The sequence below is a fragment of the Streptomyces sp. NPDC093544 genome (assembly GCF_040683495.1).
Lineage (GTDB): Bacteria > Actinomycetota > Actinomycetes > Streptomycetales > Streptomycetaceae > Streptomyces.
In genome coordinates, this window is sequence record NZ_JBFBEA010000017.1 from 86,264 (window position 1) to 103,553 (window position 17,290).

At 69.4% G+C, this 17,290-nt stretch carries 18 protein-coding genes; 7 read left to right on the forward strand and 11 right to left on the reverse strand.

Annotated features, from left to right (window positions below; translation table 11 throughout):
- Window positions 1-39: 39 nt before the first annotated feature.
- Window positions 40-1,944 (reverse strand): AMP-dependent synthetase/ligase, encoded by a 1,905-nt coding sequence (locus AB0N66_RS25675; RefSeq protein ID WP_365439215.1) that lies wholly within the window; start codon window positions 1,942-1,944, stop codon window positions 40-42.
- Between the two features lie 434 nt (window positions 1,945-2,378).
- Between AB0N66_RS25675 and AB0N66_RS25680 the strand changes: the two genes are divergently transcribed.
- The 3 genes from AB0N66_RS25680 to AB0N66_RS25690 all read left to right on the forward strand — a co-directional run bounded on the left by AB0N66_RS25680 (window position 2,379) and on the right by AB0N66_RS25690 (window position 5,946).
- The gene (locus AB0N66_RS25680; RefSeq protein ID WP_365439217.1) at window positions 2,379-3,203 is read left to right on the forward strand and encodes a MaoC/PaaZ C-terminal domain-containing protein; all 825 of its coding nucleotides are present in this window, start codon (window positions 2,379-2,381) and stop codon (window positions 3,201-3,203) included.
- 219 nt (window positions 3,204-3,422) lie between these two features.
- Window positions 3,423-4,715 carry a DUF6716 putative glycosyltransferase gene (locus AB0N66_RS25685; RefSeq protein ID WP_365439219.1) on the forward strand — a complete coding sequence of 431 codons (1,293 nt, stop codon included), beginning with the start codon at window positions 3,423-3,425 and terminating at the stop codon, window positions 4,713-4,715.
- Window positions 4,716-4,953: 238 nt separating this feature from the next.
- Window positions 4,954-5,946, forward strand: a complete 993-nt coding sequence (locus AB0N66_RS25690; protein WP_365439221.1) for a hypothetical protein — start codon at window positions 4,954-4,956, stop codon at window positions 5,944-5,946.
- Between the two features lie 51 nt (window positions 5,947-5,997).
- Here AB0N66_RS25690 and AB0N66_RS25695 read toward each other — a convergent pair whose 3' ends face one another.
- The 6 genes from AB0N66_RS25695 to AB0N66_RS25720 all read right to left on the reverse strand — a co-directional run bounded on the left by AB0N66_RS25695 (window position 5,998) and on the right by AB0N66_RS25720 (window position 10,242).
- Window positions 5,998-6,660 (reverse strand): TetR/AcrR family transcriptional regulator, encoded by a 663-nt coding sequence (locus tag AB0N66_RS25695; protein WP_365439223.1) that lies wholly within the window; start codon window positions 6,658-6,660, stop codon window positions 5,998-6,000.
- A gap of 46 nt (window positions 6,661-6,706) precedes the next feature.
- Entirely contained in the window at window positions 6,707-7,012 is a 306-nt protein-coding gene (locus AB0N66_RS25700) for a DUF4229 domain-containing protein (RefSeq protein WP_365439225.1), read from the reverse strand.
- Window positions 7,013-7,246: 234 nt separating this feature from the next.
- A complete protein-coding gene (locus tag AB0N66_RS25705) occupies window positions 7,247-7,780 on the reverse strand; it encodes a GNAT family N-acetyltransferase (RefSeq protein WP_365439227.1) in 534 nt (177 codons plus the stop codon).
- A gap of 13 nt (window positions 7,781-7,793) precedes the next feature.
- Entirely contained in the window at window positions 7,794-8,957 is a 1,164-nt protein-coding gene (gene mqnE, locus AB0N66_RS25710) for an aminofutalosine synthase MqnE (RefSeq protein WP_365439229.1), read from the reverse strand.
- 71 nt (window positions 8,958-9,028) lie between these two features.
- Window positions 9,029-9,484 (reverse strand): Lrp/AsnC family transcriptional regulator, encoded by a 456-nt coding sequence (locus AB0N66_RS25715; RefSeq protein ID WP_365439231.1) that lies wholly within the window; start codon window positions 9,482-9,484, stop codon window positions 9,029-9,031.
- Between the two features lie 83 nt (window positions 9,485-9,567).
- A complete protein-coding gene (locus tag AB0N66_RS25720) occupies window positions 9,568-10,242 on the reverse strand; it encodes a UbiX family flavin prenyltransferase (protein WP_365439233.1) in 675 nt (224 codons plus the stop codon).
- Window positions 10,243-10,333: 91 nt separating this feature from the next.
- On the opposite strand from AB0N66_RS25720, the gene AB0N66_RS25725 reads away from it, so the two are divergent.
- The gene (locus AB0N66_RS25725; RefSeq protein ID WP_365439430.1) at window positions 10,334-10,960 is read left to right on the forward strand and encodes a rhomboid family intramembrane serine protease; all 627 of its coding nucleotides are present in this window, start codon (window positions 10,334-10,336) and stop codon (window positions 10,958-10,960) included.
- 183 nt (window positions 10,961-11,143) lie between these two features.
- Window positions 11,144-11,767 carry a hypothetical protein gene (locus AB0N66_RS25730; RefSeq protein WP_365439432.1) on the forward strand — a complete coding sequence of 208 codons (624 nt, stop codon included), beginning with the start codon at window positions 11,144-11,146 and terminating at the stop codon, window positions 11,765-11,767.
- Window positions 11,768-11,878: 111 nt separating this feature from the next.
- Here the strand turns inward: AB0N66_RS25730 and mqnP are convergent, their stop codons facing one another.
- Together mqnP and AB0N66_RS25740 are read right to left on the reverse strand one after the other, a co-directional pair.
- Window positions 11,879-12,781: a menaquinone biosynthesis prenyltransferase MqnP gene (gene mqnP, locus AB0N66_RS25735; protein WP_365439235.1), complete on the reverse strand. Its 903-nt coding sequence runs from the start codon at window positions 12,779-12,781 to the stop codon at window positions 11,879-11,881.
- A 31-nt stretch (window positions 12,782-12,812) separates the two neighbouring features.
- A complete protein-coding gene (locus AB0N66_RS25740) occupies window positions 12,813-14,264 on the reverse strand; it encodes a menaquinone biosynthesis decarboxylase (protein ID WP_365439237.1) in 1,452 nt (483 codons plus the stop codon).
- A gap of 88 nt (window positions 14,265-14,352) precedes the next feature.
- Between AB0N66_RS25740 and AB0N66_RS25745 the strand changes: the two genes are divergently transcribed.
- Complete coding sequence (locus AB0N66_RS25745; protein ID WP_365439239.1) at window positions 14,353-14,751, forward strand: PLD nuclease N-terminal domain-containing protein; 399 nt, start codon at window positions 14,353-14,355, stop codon at window positions 14,749-14,751.
- 78 nt (window positions 14,752-14,829) lie between these two features.
- Complete coding sequence (locus tag AB0N66_RS25750) at window positions 14,830-15,732, forward strand: LysR family transcriptional regulator (RefSeq protein ID WP_365439434.1); 903 nt, start codon at window positions 14,830-14,832, stop codon at window positions 15,730-15,732.
- On the opposite strand, the gene AB0N66_RS25755 is transcribed toward AB0N66_RS25750, so the two are convergent.
- Window positions 15,620-16,687 (reverse strand): EamA family transporter, encoded by a 1,068-nt coding sequence (locus tag AB0N66_RS25755; RefSeq protein ID WP_365439241.1) that lies wholly within the window; start codon window positions 16,685-16,687, stop codon window positions 15,620-15,622. The genes AB0N66_RS25750 and AB0N66_RS25755 overlap by 113 nt on opposite strands.
- A gap of 177 nt (window positions 16,688-16,864) precedes the next feature.
- Window positions 16,865-17,284: a CoA-binding protein gene (locus AB0N66_RS25760; protein WP_365439243.1), complete on the reverse strand. Its 420-nt coding sequence runs from the start codon at window positions 17,282-17,284 to the stop codon at window positions 16,865-16,867.
- Window positions 17,285-17,290 lie beyond the last annotated feature (6 nt).

A 17,290-nucleotide genomic window follows, 5' to 3' on the forward strand; every position in this document is an offset into this window, starting at 1 on the left:
CTCCTGCCTTTGCCCGCCGGGCCGCCCCCGCGCCCTCGCCTACTTCTCGTAGTCCGCGTACAAGCCCTCGATCTCCCTGGCGAAGTCGCCCGCGATCGCGTCCCGCTTCAGCTTCATGGTGGGGGTGAGGTGACCCGCCTGCTCCGTGAAGGCGCCCGGGAGGACGGCGAAGCGGCGGATGGACTCGGGGCGGGAGACGAGCTTGTTCGCCTCGTCGATGGCGCGCTGGAGGACCGCGAGCAGTTCCTCGTCGTCGACGAGCAGCTCGGCGGGGACCGCGTGCTTGCCGTTCATCTGGCGCCAGTGGTTGATGCCGTCGGGGTCGAGTGTGATGAGGGCGGTGACGTAGGGGCGGCGGTCGCCCAGGACCATGCACTGGGCGATGAGGGGGTGGGCGCGGAGCCAGTCCTGCATGGGGGCCGGGGCCACGTTCTTGCCGCCCGCCGTGATCAGGATTTCCTTCTTGCGGCCGGTGATGGTCAGGTAGCCGCCGTCGTCCAGTTCGCCGATGTCGCCGGTCGCGAACCAGCCGTCCGGGGCCGCGTCGACCACGCCGCCCGCGTGGGGGTCCCAGTAGCCGCGGAAGATCTGCCCGCCGTTCAGCAGGATCTCCCCGTCGGCGGCTATCCGCACCCGGGTGCCCGGGAGGGGGCGGCCCACCGTTCCCAGCCGGGGTTTGTTCGGAGGGGTGACCGTGGCGGCGGCGGTCGACTCCGTCAGGCCGTACCCCTCGTAGATCTCGATGCCTGCGCCGGCGTAGAACGCGGCGAGGCGGCGGCCGAGCGGGGAGCCGCCGCAGATCGCGTAGCGGACCTTGCCGCCGAGGGCGTTGCGGATACGGCGGTAGACCAGGGGGTCGTAGAGGGCGCGGGCGGTGCGCAGGGCCCGGCCCGGTCCTGAACCCGTGCCGTGCTGGCGGGCCTCCAGCGCCTCGCCGTACCGCTGCGCGATACGCGCCGCCCGGTCGAAAGACGAGCCGCGGCTCATCCGCTCGGCCGTCGCACGGGCCGTGTTGAAGACCTTCTCCAGGACGTACGGGATGGCCAGCAGGACGCTCGGCTTGAAGGAGGCCAGGTCGGCGAGCAGGTCCTCGGTCTGGAGGCTCGGCGCGTGGCCGAGTTTCACGCGGGCGCGCAGACAGGCGACCGCGACCATCCGGCCGAAGACATGCGAGAGGGGCAGGAAGAGAAGCATGGAGGCCGCGTCCTGGGTGCGGGTCCTGAAGATCGGGAAGAGCAGTTCGACCGCGTTGTCGATCTCGGCGAAGAAGTTTCCGTGGGTGATCGCGCAGCCCTTGGGGCGGCCCGTCGTGCCCGAGGTGTAGATGAGGGTGGCGAGGGTGTCGGGGCCCAACACCCCCCGCCGTACGCCCACTTCCTGGTCGGGGACGTCCCGGCCCAGCTCGGCCAGCCGCTCCACGTGGCCCTTCTCGAAGACCCACATGTGCCGCAGGTCGGGGATCCGGTCGCGTTCCGGGCCGAGGGCGGCGGCCTGCGCGACGGTCTCGGTGGCGAGCGCGACGGCTCCCGAGTCCTGGAGGATCCAGCGGACCTGGAAGACGGAGGAGGTGGGATAGACGGGGACGGTGACCAGGCCCGCCGCCCAGGCGGCGAAGTCCAGGAGCGTCCATTCGTACGTCGTCCGCGCCATGATGGCGATGCGGTCGCCGGGGGCGAGTCCCTCCGCGATCAGGCCTTTCGCCACCGCCTGTACCTGGGCCGCGAATTCGGCCGCGGTCACGTCGGTCCACTCGCCGTCCGGGCCCTTGCGGCTGAGGACGGCCTCCTGCGGGGCCGCGGTCTCGTTGTCGAACGGTATGTCCGCGAGGGAGCCGTGCGTCATCGGGGCGACCAGCGGCGGTGTGGCCACCTCGCGCACGACCCCGTCCAGCCGCTTGATCTCGGGCTCCAGGTACGGAGGTTCGGAGGAGTACTGGCTGGACACGGGGTGGCTCCTTGTCGGCCGGGGGCCGGGGCGGGGTGAGATGCCCGATTCCTCATACGTTGCTGGGGAGTCCGGGGTTCAAGTGGGGCGGACGAGTGTTTGAAACCGGGTGAGGTGGGGATCGTACGGCGCCGGAGTGTGGGGTTTGTGGCTTTGGCGGGCGGGCGGCGTGCGAGTTACCGCGGGTACTCCGGGGGCGTGGGGGGCGCGTGTTTCGGCGCCTGTCGCGCTCTCCTGGGCCTGGGGGTCCGACATGGGCTTACCCCGGGTAACTTTACTTCGGCGTCAGTTGGTGTCCGGCTGATGCCGCGCCTGGTTCTTTTCGCCCCCTCCGCCCCTACCCGTCCCGTATCCGGGGGCTCCGCCCCCAGACCCCCGTATCAGCCTGAACGGCCTCGTCCTCAAACGCCGGACGGGCTGGAAGGGAACCCCTCGTGCACCTCCTCCTCGCCCGCGCCGCCCTCCTCTCCCCCCTCAAGCGCCCCCGCCCCGACGCCGTCGCACCCTCGGCCCCCCATGTCCTTTCGGGCGTTCGCGTCGACCTCGGGCGGCTCGCCGCGTACGAGCGGGTGTGCGGGTTCGCCACCGGGGCGGAGGCGATGCCGGTCACGTATCCGCAGGTGCTGGCGTTTCCGCTGACGCTGCGGGTCATGGCGAGCCGTGCGTTTCCGCTTCCGGTGCTCGGGCTCGTGCACACGTCGGTGGAGATGACGCAGCGGTGCACCCTGCCCGCCACCGGGGAGTACGAACTCAGCGTGCACGTCGAGGGGTTGTCACCGCACCGACGCGGCACGGAGGCGACCGTGGTGACCGGGGCGAGGCGCGCGGGCAGACTCGTATGGGAGTCGAGGAGTACGTATCTCGCGCGGCACAAGACGACGGGCGGCGCTCCCGGGCTTCGGAAAACTGACCCGCCGCTGCCCGCCCTCGCCCAGTGGCGGCTCGCCTCAGACGTCGGGCGGCGGTACGGCGCCGTGTCCGGCGACCGCAACCCCATCCATCTGTACCCGCTCACGGCCCGCCTGTTCGGCTACCACCGGCCCATAGCCCACGGCATGTGGACCGTCGCCCGCTGCCTCGCCGAGCTCCCCGCTGACGGCGAATTCCTCACCGTGCGGGCGGAGTTCAAGGCACCCGTCCTCCTCCCGGGAACGGTGACCTATGCGGCCGAAGGCAGCCGCTTCGAACTCCGCGGCGCGGAGGGGGACTCGATGCCCGGGGTGCATCTCACAGGCGAGATACAGACAGCTCCCATGTGAACAACGGGCAAACAATCAGCGGGCCTTCACCCTCACCGCCCCCTCGTGCACCGCCCCTCAACAGGCAATACACCGGTCGAGGGGCCCGAGGTAAGAAATCGCCCACAGTAAACCCTAAGCATCACCAAGGTTTTTTCAAGCCTCCGCTCAGTCCACGCTCAGACACCCTTCCTAGCCTCGGTCCACCTGCTGGAACCACGCCAGGAAGGCTCCCGAGCCATGCCCCCCTCCCTCAGACGTATCGCCGTACTCGCCGATTCGGACACCCGCTGGAAGTGGGGCGCTTCCGTGGCACGCCAGATCGCTCCCGACCACGCCCTCGACGCGTACTTCCTGCGCACCCGGGCCACTCCGACGGAGCGTCAGCTCGCGGAGGTCGGCATCGCACCGGACACCCGACGCGACGTCACCGCGGCCGAGTTGGTCGACGACGAGGAGTTCGCGAGCGCCGACATCGTGGTCCTGTCGATCATCGGCGGTACGGCGCTCGCGCTCGTCCACAGTCTCGGTCTGGCATGGCAGGCGCGTGCCGAGCGGCCCGTCACCGTCACCGGCTACGTCGGAGTCGTCTACGAGAAGATGGTCGACGGCCTGCTCACCCGCGCCGGCGCCGACGTCGTCCTCGCCAACAGCGCCTACGACAGCGAGCGGTTCCGCGGCGTCTTCGCCAACGTGGGCATCGACCCGGACACGGTCGTCGAATGCGCACTGCCCTTCCTCGGCGGCGACCCGTACGCGCCCTCCACCGACCGCCCCTTCACGCTCACCTTCGCCGTGCAGCCCTCGGTGCCCAAGGGCAGGGAGGAACGGCTCACGCTCCTGGAGCGCGCTGCCTCACACGCCCGACGGCACCCCAAACGCCTCGTCCTGATGAAGCTGCGCAGTCTGCCGGGCGAGCACACGACCCACGTCGAGGCGAACCCGTACCAGGAACTCATCGAGGACCTGGCCGAGCCCGCCCCCTCCAACCTCCAGCTGGTGTACGGAAACATGGGTGAAGTCCTCGACCGCACCGACCTTTTGGTGACGGTCAGCTCCACTGCCGCGCTGGAGTCGATGCACCGGAACATCCCCACCGCGATCCTCACCGACTTCGGTGTCCGCGAGGCGCACGGCAACCACTACTTCGTGGAATCCGGCTCCCTCGCCTCGTGGGACGAGCTCGACGCCGGCGCACTGCCGCGGGTGGACCCGGCGTGGGCGGCCGCGCAGGGCATCGGCAAGACCGACCCGTACGCCGCCACGCGGGCACGTATCGCCGCGCTGCGCGCCGCGGGTCCGCTGCCCCAACTGCGGCCGTACTACTCGCCTCAGCGGGCCGGCATCTACCTCGGCGGTCTGCTGGAGCGCAACGGTTTCGACGAGAAGGGCCGGCCGCTGCCCGCGCTGGGGGCCGGTGACGGCGCCCTCAAGGCGGCCGTCCGCGGTGCCACGCGGCGCGGCGCCAAGCGGCTCTACCGCATGGGCTACCAGCGGGTCGCCCCCGCACTCCGCCGCTGGGGGCAGACATGACCCCCGCCCACGGTGGGCCGCCGTGGCCCCCGAACACGGCAGCACACGGTGACGCCCGACCACGATGGCACACCATGACGCCCGACCAGGGCAGCACAGCGTGACATCCGACCCCGGCAGCGCACCGTGACGCCCAGCCCCGGCAGCACATCTTGATCCGCGCCCGCCCCCGGCCCACAGCGGATCCGCAACCCCGCCGCCAGCACACCGTGATCCGCAACCCCGAGGGAATACGACCATGACCCGCACCCTCGCGCTCGTCGAGAGCCCCGCCCAGCTGCTCAACCTCCTTGAGTGGGCGCTGGGTGAGCGCGACGGAGCGCCGGATCCCGCCCGGTGCGAGGTGGCGGTCCTGCTGCCGCGCGACCCGACTTCGCGCCAACAGCTCCGCGCGATGGCGGAGTTGGCCCGCGCGGAAGGCATCGGGGTCGGTATGTACGACATCCGCAAGGTGCCGGCCGGCTTCCCGCTCGCGCTGGCGTCGCTCGTGCCGAAGCTGGCCGGGGCGGGACGCCTGGTGATCGGCGATCCGTTCTCGGGGATGATCCAGCGGCTGCTGTCACTGGCCAGGGCGCGGGACCTGGTGCTCGTGGACGACGGTACGGCGACCCTGGAACTCTCCCGCCATCTGCTCGCGGGCCGCCCCTTGGTCCGCTGGCACCGCACGGGCTCCGCTCCGGCCGCGGCCGCCCGCGCCGCCCGCCGGATAACTCCCGGACACGGGCGGCAGCTTGAGGTCTTCTCCTGCCTGACGGCCGGCCTCAGACTGCCGCCCGGCGGGATCGCCTCGGTCAACACCTACAGCTGGGCGCGCCGGCGGTACGGACCGCCGCGGGTCCTCCCCGGTGTGGACCTGATCGGCAGCTCGCTCGCCGAGACCGGCCTGATCGACCCCGAGCGGTACATACGGGAGATCATCGCCCTCGCCGACGAGACGAACGCGGAACGCTACTTCGCACACCGCCGCGAGGACCCGGACAAGCTGCGGCTCATCGCCGAGTACGCCGAGCTGGAGGTCGTACGACCCGAACTGCCCCTGGAACTCGAACTGTTGAGGGGCCCGGTCGCCGAAACCCTGGTCAGTCTGCCCTCCACGGTTCTGCACACCCTGCCGCTCGTCCTCGCCGGTACGGGCGTGGAGATCACCGTCTGCGCGGACGTCATGGACTGGCTGGAGCCGGATACCTCGCCGCGGGCGGCAGCCTTCCTACAAGAGGTAATTCACAGATGACACAGACGCCACAGACGCCACAGATGACACAGATGACCTGAAACAACTCCCTCAGGCGGGCGGTGACCAGGGCCGGCCCTCCATGAGACCGCCGAGGCCGGCCCAGGCGAAGTTCATCAAGGTCGCAGCGGCCTGCTTCGCCGAGACACCCGGCGTGGCGTTGGCCCAGGCCGCGAGCGACTCGGCGGCGCCGACCAGGGCCTCGGCGAGCCCGGCGACCTCGCCTTCCGGCAGGGACGGGTCATGGTGTGCCTCGCGGGCCGCGACGAGGATCAACCGCGTGACGAACGCGACGAGTTCCTCGCGCATCGCGCCGGCCTCGGCGGCGAACGGCTCGCCGTGCGTACGTGCCTGGAGGTGCAGCACGGACCAGCCGTCGGGGTTCTCCGCGGTGTGCGTGAAGAACGCCCGCAGTCCGTCCCAGAGTTGGCGGTCGGCGGGCAGCTCCGGCTGTACGCCCGCCATGACGGCGCCGGTGAGCGCCTCGGCCTCGCGCCGGATGCAGGCGGTGAAGAGGTCTTCCTTCGAGTTCAGGTACAGATACACCAACGGCTTGGACACGCCGGCCAGTTCGGCGATCTCGTCCATCGACGCGGCCCGGTACCCCAACTGCCCGAAGGTCCGCACGGCCGCGTCCAGCATCTGCTGTTCACGTATCGCGCGCGGCATCCGTTTGCTCTTCACAGCACCCGTGTCGCTCTTCACAGCACCCATGCGGGCAAGCGTACGATCGGCCGCCGCCGGCCGTGCAAGGGGAACTTCAGGAGGGCTGGCTCTGCGCGCCGCCGCGGGCCGCGTCGTCCACGCTGTCCTCCTGACTGCGGTTCTCATCCAGGTTGGTCTTGATGCGGTCGACTCGGGCGACGACCTGGGCCGAGGCACGGTCGCGCTCCTTGCGCAGCACGACGAAGCTGATCGGGGCGGAGATCAGCAGGGAGAGCAGGACGATCCACATGTAGTTGGAGTCACCGAAGCCGCGCGGGGCGAGACCGAGGGAGACCAGGCCCCAGACGACCACGAGGCAGCCCGCGAAGACTCCAAGACGCATCAGCGTGTAGCGGCCCATGTCAATCCACTCTTCCGATCCGAATCCGTTTGGAACATCCCAAAGGGCACCGTCCAGTGAAGCACGGCGGGACAGGGATCTTGCAGGCGGGCCCCGGGCGAAGGAGGCAGGGCCTCGGCCGTCATGAGCGGCGTGACCTCAGCCGCGGGAGGGGAGCCTCAGGCGTGACCTCAGCCACCGGATGCGAGCCTCAGGCATGACCTCAGTCGCGGGAGGCGAGCGTCAGGCATGACCTCAGTCGCGGGAGGCGAGCGTCAGCAGCATCGTGATGTCGTCCCGGTCGTCGCCGGGCGCGACCCGGATCGCGTCGGGCACCCGGCCGACCTCCTTGTAGCCGCACGAGCCGTAGAACCGCTCAAGGCCTTCTCCGCCCCGGCAGGTGAGCCGTACCGCGTCGATCCCCTCGAAGCCGGCGGCGGCCTCCTCGGCGGCGGCCAGCAGCTGGCGCCCGTACCCCTCGCCCTGGTGCCCGGGATGCACCATCACCGTGTACAGCCACACCCAGTGCGTCATCAGCCGGTGCGTGTTGAAGCTGAAGAACGCGGTGGCCGCGACGACACCGTGCTCGTCGTATCCGACGAGCAGCCGGGTGCGGCCGTCCGCCATCGCCGTGAGGTGCCTGCGCCACTCGGGCCGGATGTCCTCGGCGTCCACCGGGGGTACGAAGCCGACGGAGCCGCCCGCGTTGGAGACGTCCGCCCACAGGCCGATCACGCCGTCACGCAGCTCCGGACCGACGGTCGGGTCCAGTTGGAAGGTCAGTGCCATCGTGCGCGCCCGCTCAGACCCGCATCGGCTGGGGGGACTCGCGGCGCGCCGGGTCCGGACCGTCGTACTCGCGGATGATCTCGTACCGCGTGTTCCGCTCGACCGGGCGGAAGCCGGCGTCGCGGATCAGGTCGAGGAGGTCCTCGCGGGTCAGCTTGTTCGGGGTGCCGTAGTTGTCGGCGTCGTGCGTGATCTTGTACTCGACGACCGAGCCGTCCATGTCGTCGGCGCCGTGCTGGAGGGCGAGCTGCGCGGTCTGGACGCCGTGCATGACCCAGAAGACCTTGACGTGCGGAACGTTGTCGAAGAGCAGCCGGGAGACCGCGAAGGTCTTCAGGGCCTCGGCGCCGGTGGCCATCTGCGTACGCGCCTGAAGGCGATTACGCACCTTGCCGTCCTTCACGTCCACGAAGTCGTGCTGGTAGCGCAGCGGGATGAAGACCTGGAAACCGCCGGTCTCGTCCTGGAGTTCACGCAGCCTCAGCACGTGGTCCACGCGGTGGCGGGGCTCCTCGATGTGGCCGTACAGCATCGTGCACGGGGTCTTGAGACCCTTCTCGTGCGCGAGCCGGTGGATGCGCGACCAGTCTTCCCAGTGGGTGCGGTGGTCGACGATGTGCTGCCGGACCTCCCAGTCGAAGATCTCCGCGCCGCCGCCGGTGAGGGACTCCAGACCGGCGTCGATGAGCTCGTCGAGGATCTCGGACGCGCTCAGCCCCGAGATCGTCTCGAAGTGGTGGATCTCGGTCGCCGTGAAGGCCTTCAGCGAGACCTCCGGGAGGGCCTTCTTCAGCTCGCTCAGAGACCGCGGGTAGTACCGCCACGGAAGGTTCGGGTGCAGGCCGTTGACGATGTGCAGCTCGGTGAGGTTCTCGCCCTGCATCGACTTGGCGAGGCGGACGGCCTCCTCGATGCGCATCGTGTACGCGTCCTTCTCGCCCGGCTTGCGCTGGAACGAGCAGTACGCGCAGGACGCGGTGCACACGTTCGTCATGTTGAGGTGGCGGTTGATGTTGAAGTGGACGACATCGCCGTTCTTCCGCATCCGCACCTCGTGGGCGAGACCGCCGAGCCAGGCCAGGTCGTCCGACTCGTACAGCGCGATGCCGTCCTCGCGGGTCAGCCGCTCACCGGCCCGGACCTTGTCCTCCAGCTCGCGCTTGAGCCCGACATCCATGCGTGTACCTCTCCCTTTGACGAACCCTGTCAACCGTACGCCTAGCTTCCCGGCCCTCTCGAAGCAGGCGGCTACTCCTCTTCGGGCAGCTCTCCCACCCGGTTCTCCCACTTCGTGGAGAGCACGATGGTCGTACGGGTCCTGGAGACGCCCTTCGTTCCCGACAGGCGCCGGATGGTCTTCTCCAGGCCGTCCACGTCACTCGCGCGCACCTTGAGCATGAACGAGTCGTCGCCGGCGATGAACCAGCAGTCCTCGATCTCGCTCAGGTCCCGCATCCGGCGCGCCACGTCCTCGTGGTCGGCGGCGTCGGAGAGCGAGATGCCGATCAGGGCGATCACGCCCAGACCGAGCGAGGCCGAGTCGACGGTCGCGCGGTAGCCGGTGATGACACCGGCCGCTTCCAGCCGGTTGATGCGGTCGGTGACGCTGGGTCCCGACAGACCGACGAGGCGCCCCAGTTCCGCGTAGGAAGCCCGGCCGTTCTCTCTCAGGGCCTGGATGAGCTGCCTGTCCACCGCGTCCATGCGATCGATAGCCTTCCGCTGAAGAGTTCCTGAAAGTGCTGAATGGGTCCTGCTTGGTGCCCAGGTGGTGCCGATCGCCGTACTCACGTGGCGCGCGAACCCCCGCCGAGTTCGCCCTCCCACCGCCGGTACAGGCTGTGCTCGACGCCCGCCGCGTCGAGGACCCGCCCGGCGACGAAGTCCACCAGGTCCTGGATGTGCGTGCCCCCCGCGTAGAACCCCGGCGAGGCCGGCAGCACCGTCGCGCCCGCGTCGTCCAGGGCGACCAGCTGCCGAAGTGTCTGCCCGCTCAGCGGGGTCTCGCGGACCGCGACGACCAGCTTGCGGCCCTCCTTGAGAGTGACGCCCGCGGCGCGCTGGAGCAGGTCTTTCGAGAGGCCGAGGGCGACTCCGGCCACGCAGGCCGTGGAGGCGGGCACGATGAGCATGCCCTTCGTGGGGTACGAGCCGGAGGAGGGCCCGGCTGCCAGGTCACGCGCGCTCCAGTGCCGTACGTCATCGATGCGCACGTCAAAGGTGTCGGGCTTCCCGTCGGCGCCCCTGGCCAGCCACTCGCGCAGGTCCTGCTGCCAGTGGGCGTCCCGGAAGGCGAGCCCCGTCTCGTCGAGCAGGGTGAGCCGGGAGGCGCGGGAGACCACCAGGTCCACGCTCTCCCCCGCATCCAGAAGCGCACGCAGCACGGCGGCGGCGTACGGGGTACCGGACGCGCCCGACACCCCCACGATCCAAGGCCGTCGCTGCGTCTGTCCTGGGTTCATGATGCTGAGCCTATCCGGCGTCGCGGGGTGGGAACCGGCCAAGGGGTCCGGAGCGTTCCCCGGAGGGGACGAGTTGACCGTGGGGGTTGCCATGTCGGGTGCGGGGTCGGGTACGAGGTCGGGTGCGGCACTGGAGTGGACGCGGGGCGACCGGGCGCGGGCCGCCGCCAAGCTGATGGTGGGCTGGGTAGCCCTGTTGTGGCTGCTCGAAGTGGTCGACGTGGTCAGCGGCCACGCGCTTGACGGCCTCGGCATCGTCCCGCGCCAGGCCTCCGAGCTGGTCGACATCGTGCCCGCGTCCTTCATCCACTTCGGCTTCGGCCATGTCGCCGCCAACAGCGTGCCGCTGCTGGTCCTCGGCTTTCTCGCGGCCCTCGGCGGGCTGCGCCGGTTCGCCGCGGTCTGCGCGGTGATCATCGTCGCGGACGGCCTGGGCGTCTGGCTCATATCCCCGGCGAACACCAACACCGCGGGCGCCTCCGGCCTGATCTTCGGCCTGTTCGGCTTCCTCCTCGTCAGCGGCTTCATCGAGCGCCGCCCACTGGGCGTCCTCGTCGGCCTGCTGGTCGGCGCGGTCTGGGGCAGCTCGATCCTGATAGGCCTCGCCCCGACACAGACAGGCGTCAGCTGGGAGGGCCACCTGGTCGGCCTGGTCTCGGGGGTGGCAGCGGCGTTCCTGTTCCGACGCAGGACCGACCGACGGGCCGTCACCGCGTAAGTACCGCTACAGCTACAGCTACAGCTACAGCTACAGCTACAGCTACCGGGATGTACCGCCTGACCACGGAGAGTTGGTCGCCGCCGACGGTTCCTGTGATTGACTACGGCCGTGTTGCAGGAGTCGATCTTTCACACCATGGATCTGCCGAGGGAAGACCGGTTCGAGGCGTGGGTTCAGCGAATGGGGCGGACTCACGCACCCATGCAACTGTCCAGCGACCGCGCGGCGAACTACCGCGGACGCCAGCGGCTGATCGAGCTCGCGGACGTGACGGTGTGGCCGGCGACCTTCGACTCCCTGGTCTTCCGCCGGACCCAAAGACTCATACGCCAGTCCGACCCCGAGGTCTATCACCTCTCTTTCCTGGTGCAAGGGAATGGATCGGCCACCCGGGGCAGGCAGGAAATCGCGTATCGGACCAGCGACATCCACATCAGCAGTTCGTCGCGGCCGTTCGAGATAAGCGCCGGACCCGAACCAGTGACCATCATCGGAGCGCCACCAGCGGCGGCACACCGAACTTCTACGTCGACGACGCACGCGGCGGTGTCGGCCAGCACGGCATCCTGTGGCGGCAGAACACCACCGGAGCCAAGGCGGCCGCCAACTGCGGGCAGGACATCGCGTACGCCTGCTGGGGCCAGCACACCGAGAGCATGTCCTATTGGTGGAGTACGGGCCGGGTGTGGACGCTCACCGAATGGGCGGCCGACAGCGCGGCACTGGACGGGTACCGGCAACGCGATTCCGCAACGGGTGCTGTTCTCCGTGCCACTGTCCTCAATTGACAGCTCCCTCAGCTGACGAGTAGCGCCAGGCCGCGGTGGGGACGACTGGGGGGCAACCGCGGCCGGCCGTACATACGAGAAGGCCAGAATTCTCGGGCTTCTGCCTGGCTTCAGTCCGAGGAGCAAATCAGACGCTGAGTCCGCGCACCAGCAGGTCCAGCAGTGCGCATACGAAGAGTGCGATGCCGATGAATCCGTTGACGCTGAAGAACGCGCGGTTCAGGCGGGACAGGTCGTGGGGTTTGACGATGGAGTGCTCGTAGAGGAAGGCGCCCGCGACGATCACCAGGCCGACCCAGAAGAACGTTCCGGCGTCGGTGGCGAGGGCGTACCAGACCAGGAGGGCCGTGGTGACGGCGTGGCAGACGCGCGCGCCCTGGATCGCGGCGGGGATGCCGAACCGGGCCGGCACCGACATCACGCCGACCGCCCGGTCCGTTTCGACGTCCTGGCTGGCGTAGATCAGGTCGAAGCCGCCGATCCAGATACCGACCGCGAGTCCGAGAATCACCGCGTCCCAGGACCACTCGCCGCTGATCGCGAGCCAGCCGCCGATCGGGCCCATGGCCTGGGCGAGACCCAGGATGGCCTGCGGGAAGTTCGTGAACCGCTTGCCGTACGGGTACACGACCATCGGGATGACCGCGATGGGCGCGAGGGCCAGGCACAGCGGGTTGAGCAGGGCCGCGGCGCCGAGGAAGAAGACGAGGGCGACCAGCGCGCCCGTCCAGGCGTGCTTCACGCTCATCGCGCCGGTGACCAGCTCGCGATGGGCCGTACGGGGATTGCGGGCGTCGATCTCGCGGTCGATGATCCGGTTCGCGGCCATGGCGAACGTACGCAGCCCGACCATCGCGATGGTGACGAGCAGCAGTCGTCCCCAGTGGATGTTGCCGTCCCACTGGAACATCGCGGTCAGCGCGGCGATGTAGGCGAAGGGCAGCGCGAACACCGAGTGCTCGATCACAACGAGACGCAGGAACGCCTTGGTGCGGCCCGGCTGCGGGAGTGCCGCGGAAGCGCTGCTCACCGGCCTCCCGCCTTTCCGTTGTTGGGCGACCTCACAGGCCGTACTCCTTCCAGCGGCGGTCGACCTTCGACGCCGTCTCCGGGTCGGACAGCACCATCTCGGGCCAGCCCCCGTCCCGGGTGTAGCCCTCCTCGGGCCACTTCCTCGTCGCGTCGATGCCCGCCTTGCCGCCCCAGAACTGCTGGTACGAGGCGTGGTCGAGGTGGTCGACCGGGCCCTCCACGACGGTGAGGTCGCGTCCGTAGTCCGTGTTGCCCAGCGCCCGCCACGCGACCTCGTGCAGATCGTGGACGTCGCAGTCGGAGTCGACGACCACGATCAGCTTGGTGAGGGACATCATGTGGGCTCCCCACACAGCGTGCATCACCTTCTGGGCGTGCTTGGGGTACTTCTTGTCGATCGCGACGATCGCACAGTTGTGGAAACCGCCTGCTTCGGGGAGGTGGTAGTCCACGATGTCCGGCACGACGATCTTCAACAGGGGGAGGAAGAACCGCTCCGTCGCCCGGCCGAGGGGTCCGTCCTCCGTCGGAGGGCGGCCTACGACGATCGACTGGATCAGCGGCCGCTTCCGCATCGTCACGCAGTCGATGGTCAGCGCCGGGAACGGCTCCTGCGGCGTATAGAACCCGGTGTGGTCGCCGAACGGCCCCTCCGGGAGCATCTCGCCCGGCTCCAGCCATCCTTCGATGACGACCTCGGCGTTCGCGGGCACCTGCAACGGCACCGTCTTGCAGTCGACCATCTCGATCCGCTTGCCCTGGATGAACCCGGCGAAGAGGTACTCGTCGATGTCACCGGGCAGCGGGGCGGTCGCGGCGTACGTCACGGCGGGCGGACACCCGAAGGCGATGGCGACCGGCAGCCGCTCGCCGCGCCGGGCCGCCACCTGGTAGTGGTTGCGGCTGTCCTTGTGGATCTGCCAGTGCATGCCGATGGTGCGCTTGTCGTGCCGCTGGAGGCGGTAGAGCCCGAGGTTGCGGATGCCGGAGTCGGGGTCCTTGGTGTGGGTGAGGCCCAGGTTGAAGAAGGACCCGCCGTCCTGCGGCCAGGTGAACAGCGCCGGAAGCTGGTCCAGGTCCACGTCCTCACCCCGGAGCACGACCTCCTGGACCGGCGCGTCCTTGACCTTCTTCGGCGGTACGTGAGCCATCGCGCCGAGCTTCCCGAAGGCCTCGCGCACCCCGACGAACCCGTGCGGCAGTTCGGGCTTCAGCAACCCGCCGATCTTCTCGGAGATGTCGCCGTACGACTTGAGGCCCAGGGCCTTCAGCAGCCTCCGGTCGGTCCCGAACACGTTCATCGCGAGCGGCATCGCCGACCCGCGGACGTTCTCGAAGAGCAGCGCCGGGCCCTGGGCCTTCTGCACCCGGTCGACGATCTCCCCGACTTCCAGGTACGGGTCCACCTCGGCCTTGATGCGCTTGAGGTCACCCTCGCGCTCCAGGGCCCGCAACAGGGAGCGAAGATCGTCGTAAGCCATGCGTCCCAGTATCGGCCACCCGATAACCTGTGCCCGTCACCGGGGCCCTTCGCCGCTCCGCCGCCGCTCACTGGGGGAACGTCCGCCCATGCTCAGGTATCTGCCCTTCCTGCTGGTCCTGGCGCTGTGGATCTACGCCTTCATCGACTGCCTGAACACGCCGGAGAAGGAAGTACGGGGCCTGCCGAAGGTGGTGTGGGTGATTATCATCCTGCTCTTCGGCGAGGTTCTGGTCGGTCCGGTCGCCTGGCTGGTGGCGGGCAAGAAGCGCAGGGCACCCGGAGACGGCTCCGCGCCCTCGGCGTGGCGCCGCGACCAGCGCACGGGTTTCGTCGCGCCCGACGACAACCCCGAGTTCCTCAAGTCCCTCAAGAAGGTCGACAAGGGCGGCGGCAAGGACGACGAGGCGCTCCTCAAGAAGTGGGAGGCCGACCTCCAGCGCCGCGAGGAGGAACTGAAGCGGCGCGAGCGCGAGGACGAGGCCTGAGCCCGGTATGCCCTATACGAACGAGGCCTGAGCACGCCATGCCTTATACGAACGAGATCTGAGCCGGCCATGGCCGACATGGAACTACGGCTGCTCGTCACCTTCGAGAAGGTCGCGACCGTGCTGAGCTTCACGCAGGCCGCCGCCGAGCTGAAGTACGCGCAGTCCAGCGTGACCGGTCAGATCCGCGCCCTGGAGTCCTCGCTCGGGACCGAGCTCTTCGACCGGCTGGGGAGCAGGATCCGGCTGACCGAGGCGGGCGAGCGGCTCCTTCCGTACGCCCGGCAGATCATCGAGCTGAGCGAGGAGGCGCGGACGGCGGTCGTCGGCGCAGAGGAGCCGGCCGGCGCGCTGACCGTCGGCACGATGGAGTCGCTGACCGCGTACCGTCTGCTGCCCCTCCTTGAGCTGTTCCACCACCGCTATCCGGCCGTCCGGCTCTCGCTCCGCACGACCATCGGTGACGAGACCCGGCAGGCGCTGCGGCAGGGCACGTACGACGTGGGCTTCCTGATGGAGCGGGAGACCGAGCACGCGGGGTTGGAGACCGTGGTGCTCGCGGTCGAGCCGCTGGCGCTCGTCGCGGCGCCGGGTCATCGGCTGGCCTCCGTCGCCGTGCTCACGGCCGATCTCGTACGGGAGTCCCTGCTCGGCACCGAACCCGGCTGCGCCTACCGGGACTTGTTCGAGCTGGAGCTCAACTCCCTTGCTCGGGAGGGCTCTTCGGTCGCCTTCACGGAGTTCGGCACGATCGAGGCGACCAAGCGTGCCGCGGCGGCCGGCCTCGGGATCGCGCTGCTGCCCGAGGTGACGGTCGCGGCGGAACTGGCGGACGGCAGCCTCCTGCGGCTGCCGTGGGAGGCGCCGTTCACGCTTCGGACTCAGCTGGCGTGGCGGGCCGGGAAGCGGCTTCCGGCACATGTGCGGCTGTTCGTGGAACAGGCGAGGCGGCTGGTACGGGAGCAGTCGTCGGAGGCGTGATCTCCACGGGCGCGGGTGCCGTCGTCGCAGGCGTGACCTCCACCGACGCGGATGCCGTCGTCGCAGACGTGACCTCCACCGGCTTCGCCAGGGTGACGCGCAGGCTCGCCAGCACGATCAGCGGGACGCCCAACGCCTGGACGAGGCCGATGTGGTGGCCGTACACCGCCCAGTCGGCGACCATCGCGACCGCCGGGTAGGTGAAGGCCAGTACGGCGATCTTCGCGGTCGGGAGTTTGGCGTACGCGGAGTACAGGAGGACGTACATCAGGCCCGTGTGGATGAGCCCGAGCCCGACCAGCCAGCCCCAGTCCGCTCCCGTGCCGCGCATCGCGCCGAAGTCGGCGAAGGGGAGCAACAGCGGTATGCCGATGAGGACTTGGACGAGGGCGATCAGGTGCGGGCGTACGCCGGTGATGCGCTTGGTGACGAGGGTGGAGAGGCCGTAGAGGATGGCCGCGAGGAGGGCCTGGCCGATGCCGAGGAGGTAGGTGGTGTCCGAGCCGGTGAAGTCGGCGGGACGGATCCCGGAGACCAGGATCAGGCCGACGAACGCGACGCCGACCCAGCCCACCTTCGCCGCGGTGAGGCGTTCGCGGAAGAGCAGGGCGCCCAGCAGGACGACGTAGAACGGCTGTGTGTGGTAGACGACCGTCGCGACCGAGATCGACGTGTTCTCGTACGACTGGAAGAGCAGGACCCAGTTGAAGACGATGAACACCCCGCCGAGCGCGGCCAGTCCGAGCTTGCGCGGGGTGAGGCCGTGGTCGCGGAAGTAGCCGCGGGCGAGGGCGTAGCCGCCGAGGGCGAGTGCGCCGAAGAGGACGCGGAAGAAGACGACGTTGAACGGGGAGGCGCCGGACTCGACGACGAAGATGCCCAGCGTTCCGGAGAGCACCATCGCGGCGGTGAGCTGGACGGTGCCCTTGTGCTCGGGGCTGCTTTCGTAGGCCATGGCCTGAAGCTACGAGCGGGGGCCATCGCCGGTCCACGAGCCAGTGGGGGGTCCTGCCGATGGGGGGATCGGCGGGGGCGATGGCGCGGATCGATCAGCGATGCCGTGAATCGATCAGCAGATCCCGTGAATCGATCAGCCGATGGCGCGGATCGATCAGCCGATGGCGCCGATGGCTCAGGCCAGTAGCCCCAGCCGGGTGATCTCCCGTCCCGCGGAGCGGTCCATCACCATCCGCAGGCCGGCCTCGCGGGTCCTGTCGTAGGCGGCCACGTCTATGACGCCCAGCTGGAACCAGACCACTTTGGCGCCGAGCGCGACAGCCTGGTCCGCGATGCCGCCGGCCAGGGTGGAGTTGACGAACACGTTCACCACATCCACCGGGAAGGGGATCTCGGCGAGCGAGGCGTAGCCCTGCTCACCGTGCACCACCTCGGCCTTGGGGTGCACGGGCACCACCTTCTTGCCGATGCGTTGAAGCTTCTCGGCCACGCGGTAGGCGGCCCGTTCGGGGTTGTCGGACAGCCCGACCACGGCCCAGATGTCTCCGGCGCCGGTGAGGATGTCGTTGACTGTCGCGTCGTCGCCATAGGTCATCGCCAC

Coding starts and splice junctions, on each gene's coding strand:
- AB0N66_RS25685 (WP_365439219.1), top strand. CDS start 3,423: ATGCCCCCCTCCCTCAGACGTATCGCCGTACTCGCCGATTCGGACACC.
- AB0N66_RS25690 (WP_365439221.1), top strand. CDS start 4,954: ATGACCCGCACCCTCGCGCTCGTCGAGAGCCCCGCCCAGCTGCTCAAC.
- AB0N66_RS25695 (WP_365439223.1), bottom strand. CDS start 6,660: ATGGGTGCTGTGAAGAGCGACACGGGTGCTGTGAAGAGCAAACGGATG.
- AB0N66_RS25700 (WP_365439225.1), bottom strand. CDS start 7,012: ATGGGCCGCTACACGCTGATGCGTCTTGGAGTCTTCGCGGGCTGCCTC.
- AB0N66_RS25705 (WP_365439227.1), bottom strand. CDS start 7,780: ATGGCACTGACCTTCCAACTGGACCCGACCGTCGGTCCGGAGCTGCGT.
- mqnE (WP_365439229.1), bottom strand. CDS start 8,957: ATGGATGTCGGGCTCAAGCGCGAGCTGGAGGACAAGGTCCGGGCCGGT.
- AB0N66_RS25715 (WP_365439231.1), bottom strand. CDS start 9,484: ATGGACGCGGTGGACAGGCAGCTCATCCAGGCCCTGAGAGAGAACGGC.
- AB0N66_RS25720 (WP_365439233.1), bottom strand. CDS start 10,242: ATGAACCCAGGACAGACGCAGCGACGGCCTTGGATCGTGGGGGTGTCG.
- AB0N66_RS25725 (WP_365439430.1), top strand. CDS start 10,334: ATGTCGGGTGCGGGGTCGGGTACGAGGTCGGGTGCGGCACTGGAGTGG.
- AB0N66_RS25730 (WP_365439432.1), top strand. CDS start 11,144: ATGGGGCGGACTCACGCACCCATGCAACTGTCCAGCGACCGCGCGGCG.
- AB0N66_RS25740 (WP_365439237.1), bottom strand. CDS start 14,264: ATGGCTTACGACGATCTTCGCTCCCTGTTGCGGGCCCTGGAGCGCGAG.
- AB0N66_RS25745 (WP_365439239.1), top strand. CDS start 14,353: ATGCTCAGGTATCTGCCCTTCCTGCTGGTCCTGGCGCTGTGGATCTAC.
- AB0N66_RS25750 (WP_365439434.1), top strand. CDS start 14,830: ATGGAACTACGGCTGCTCGTCACCTTCGAGAAGGTCGCGACCGTGCTG.
- AB0N66_RS25755 (WP_365439241.1), bottom strand. CDS start 16,687: ATGGCCTACGAAAGCAGCCCCGAGCACAAGGGCACCGTCCAGCTCACC.
- AB0N66_RS25760 (WP_365439243.1), bottom strand. CDS start 17,284: ATGACCTATGGCGACGACGCGACAGTCAACGACATCCTCACCGGCGCC.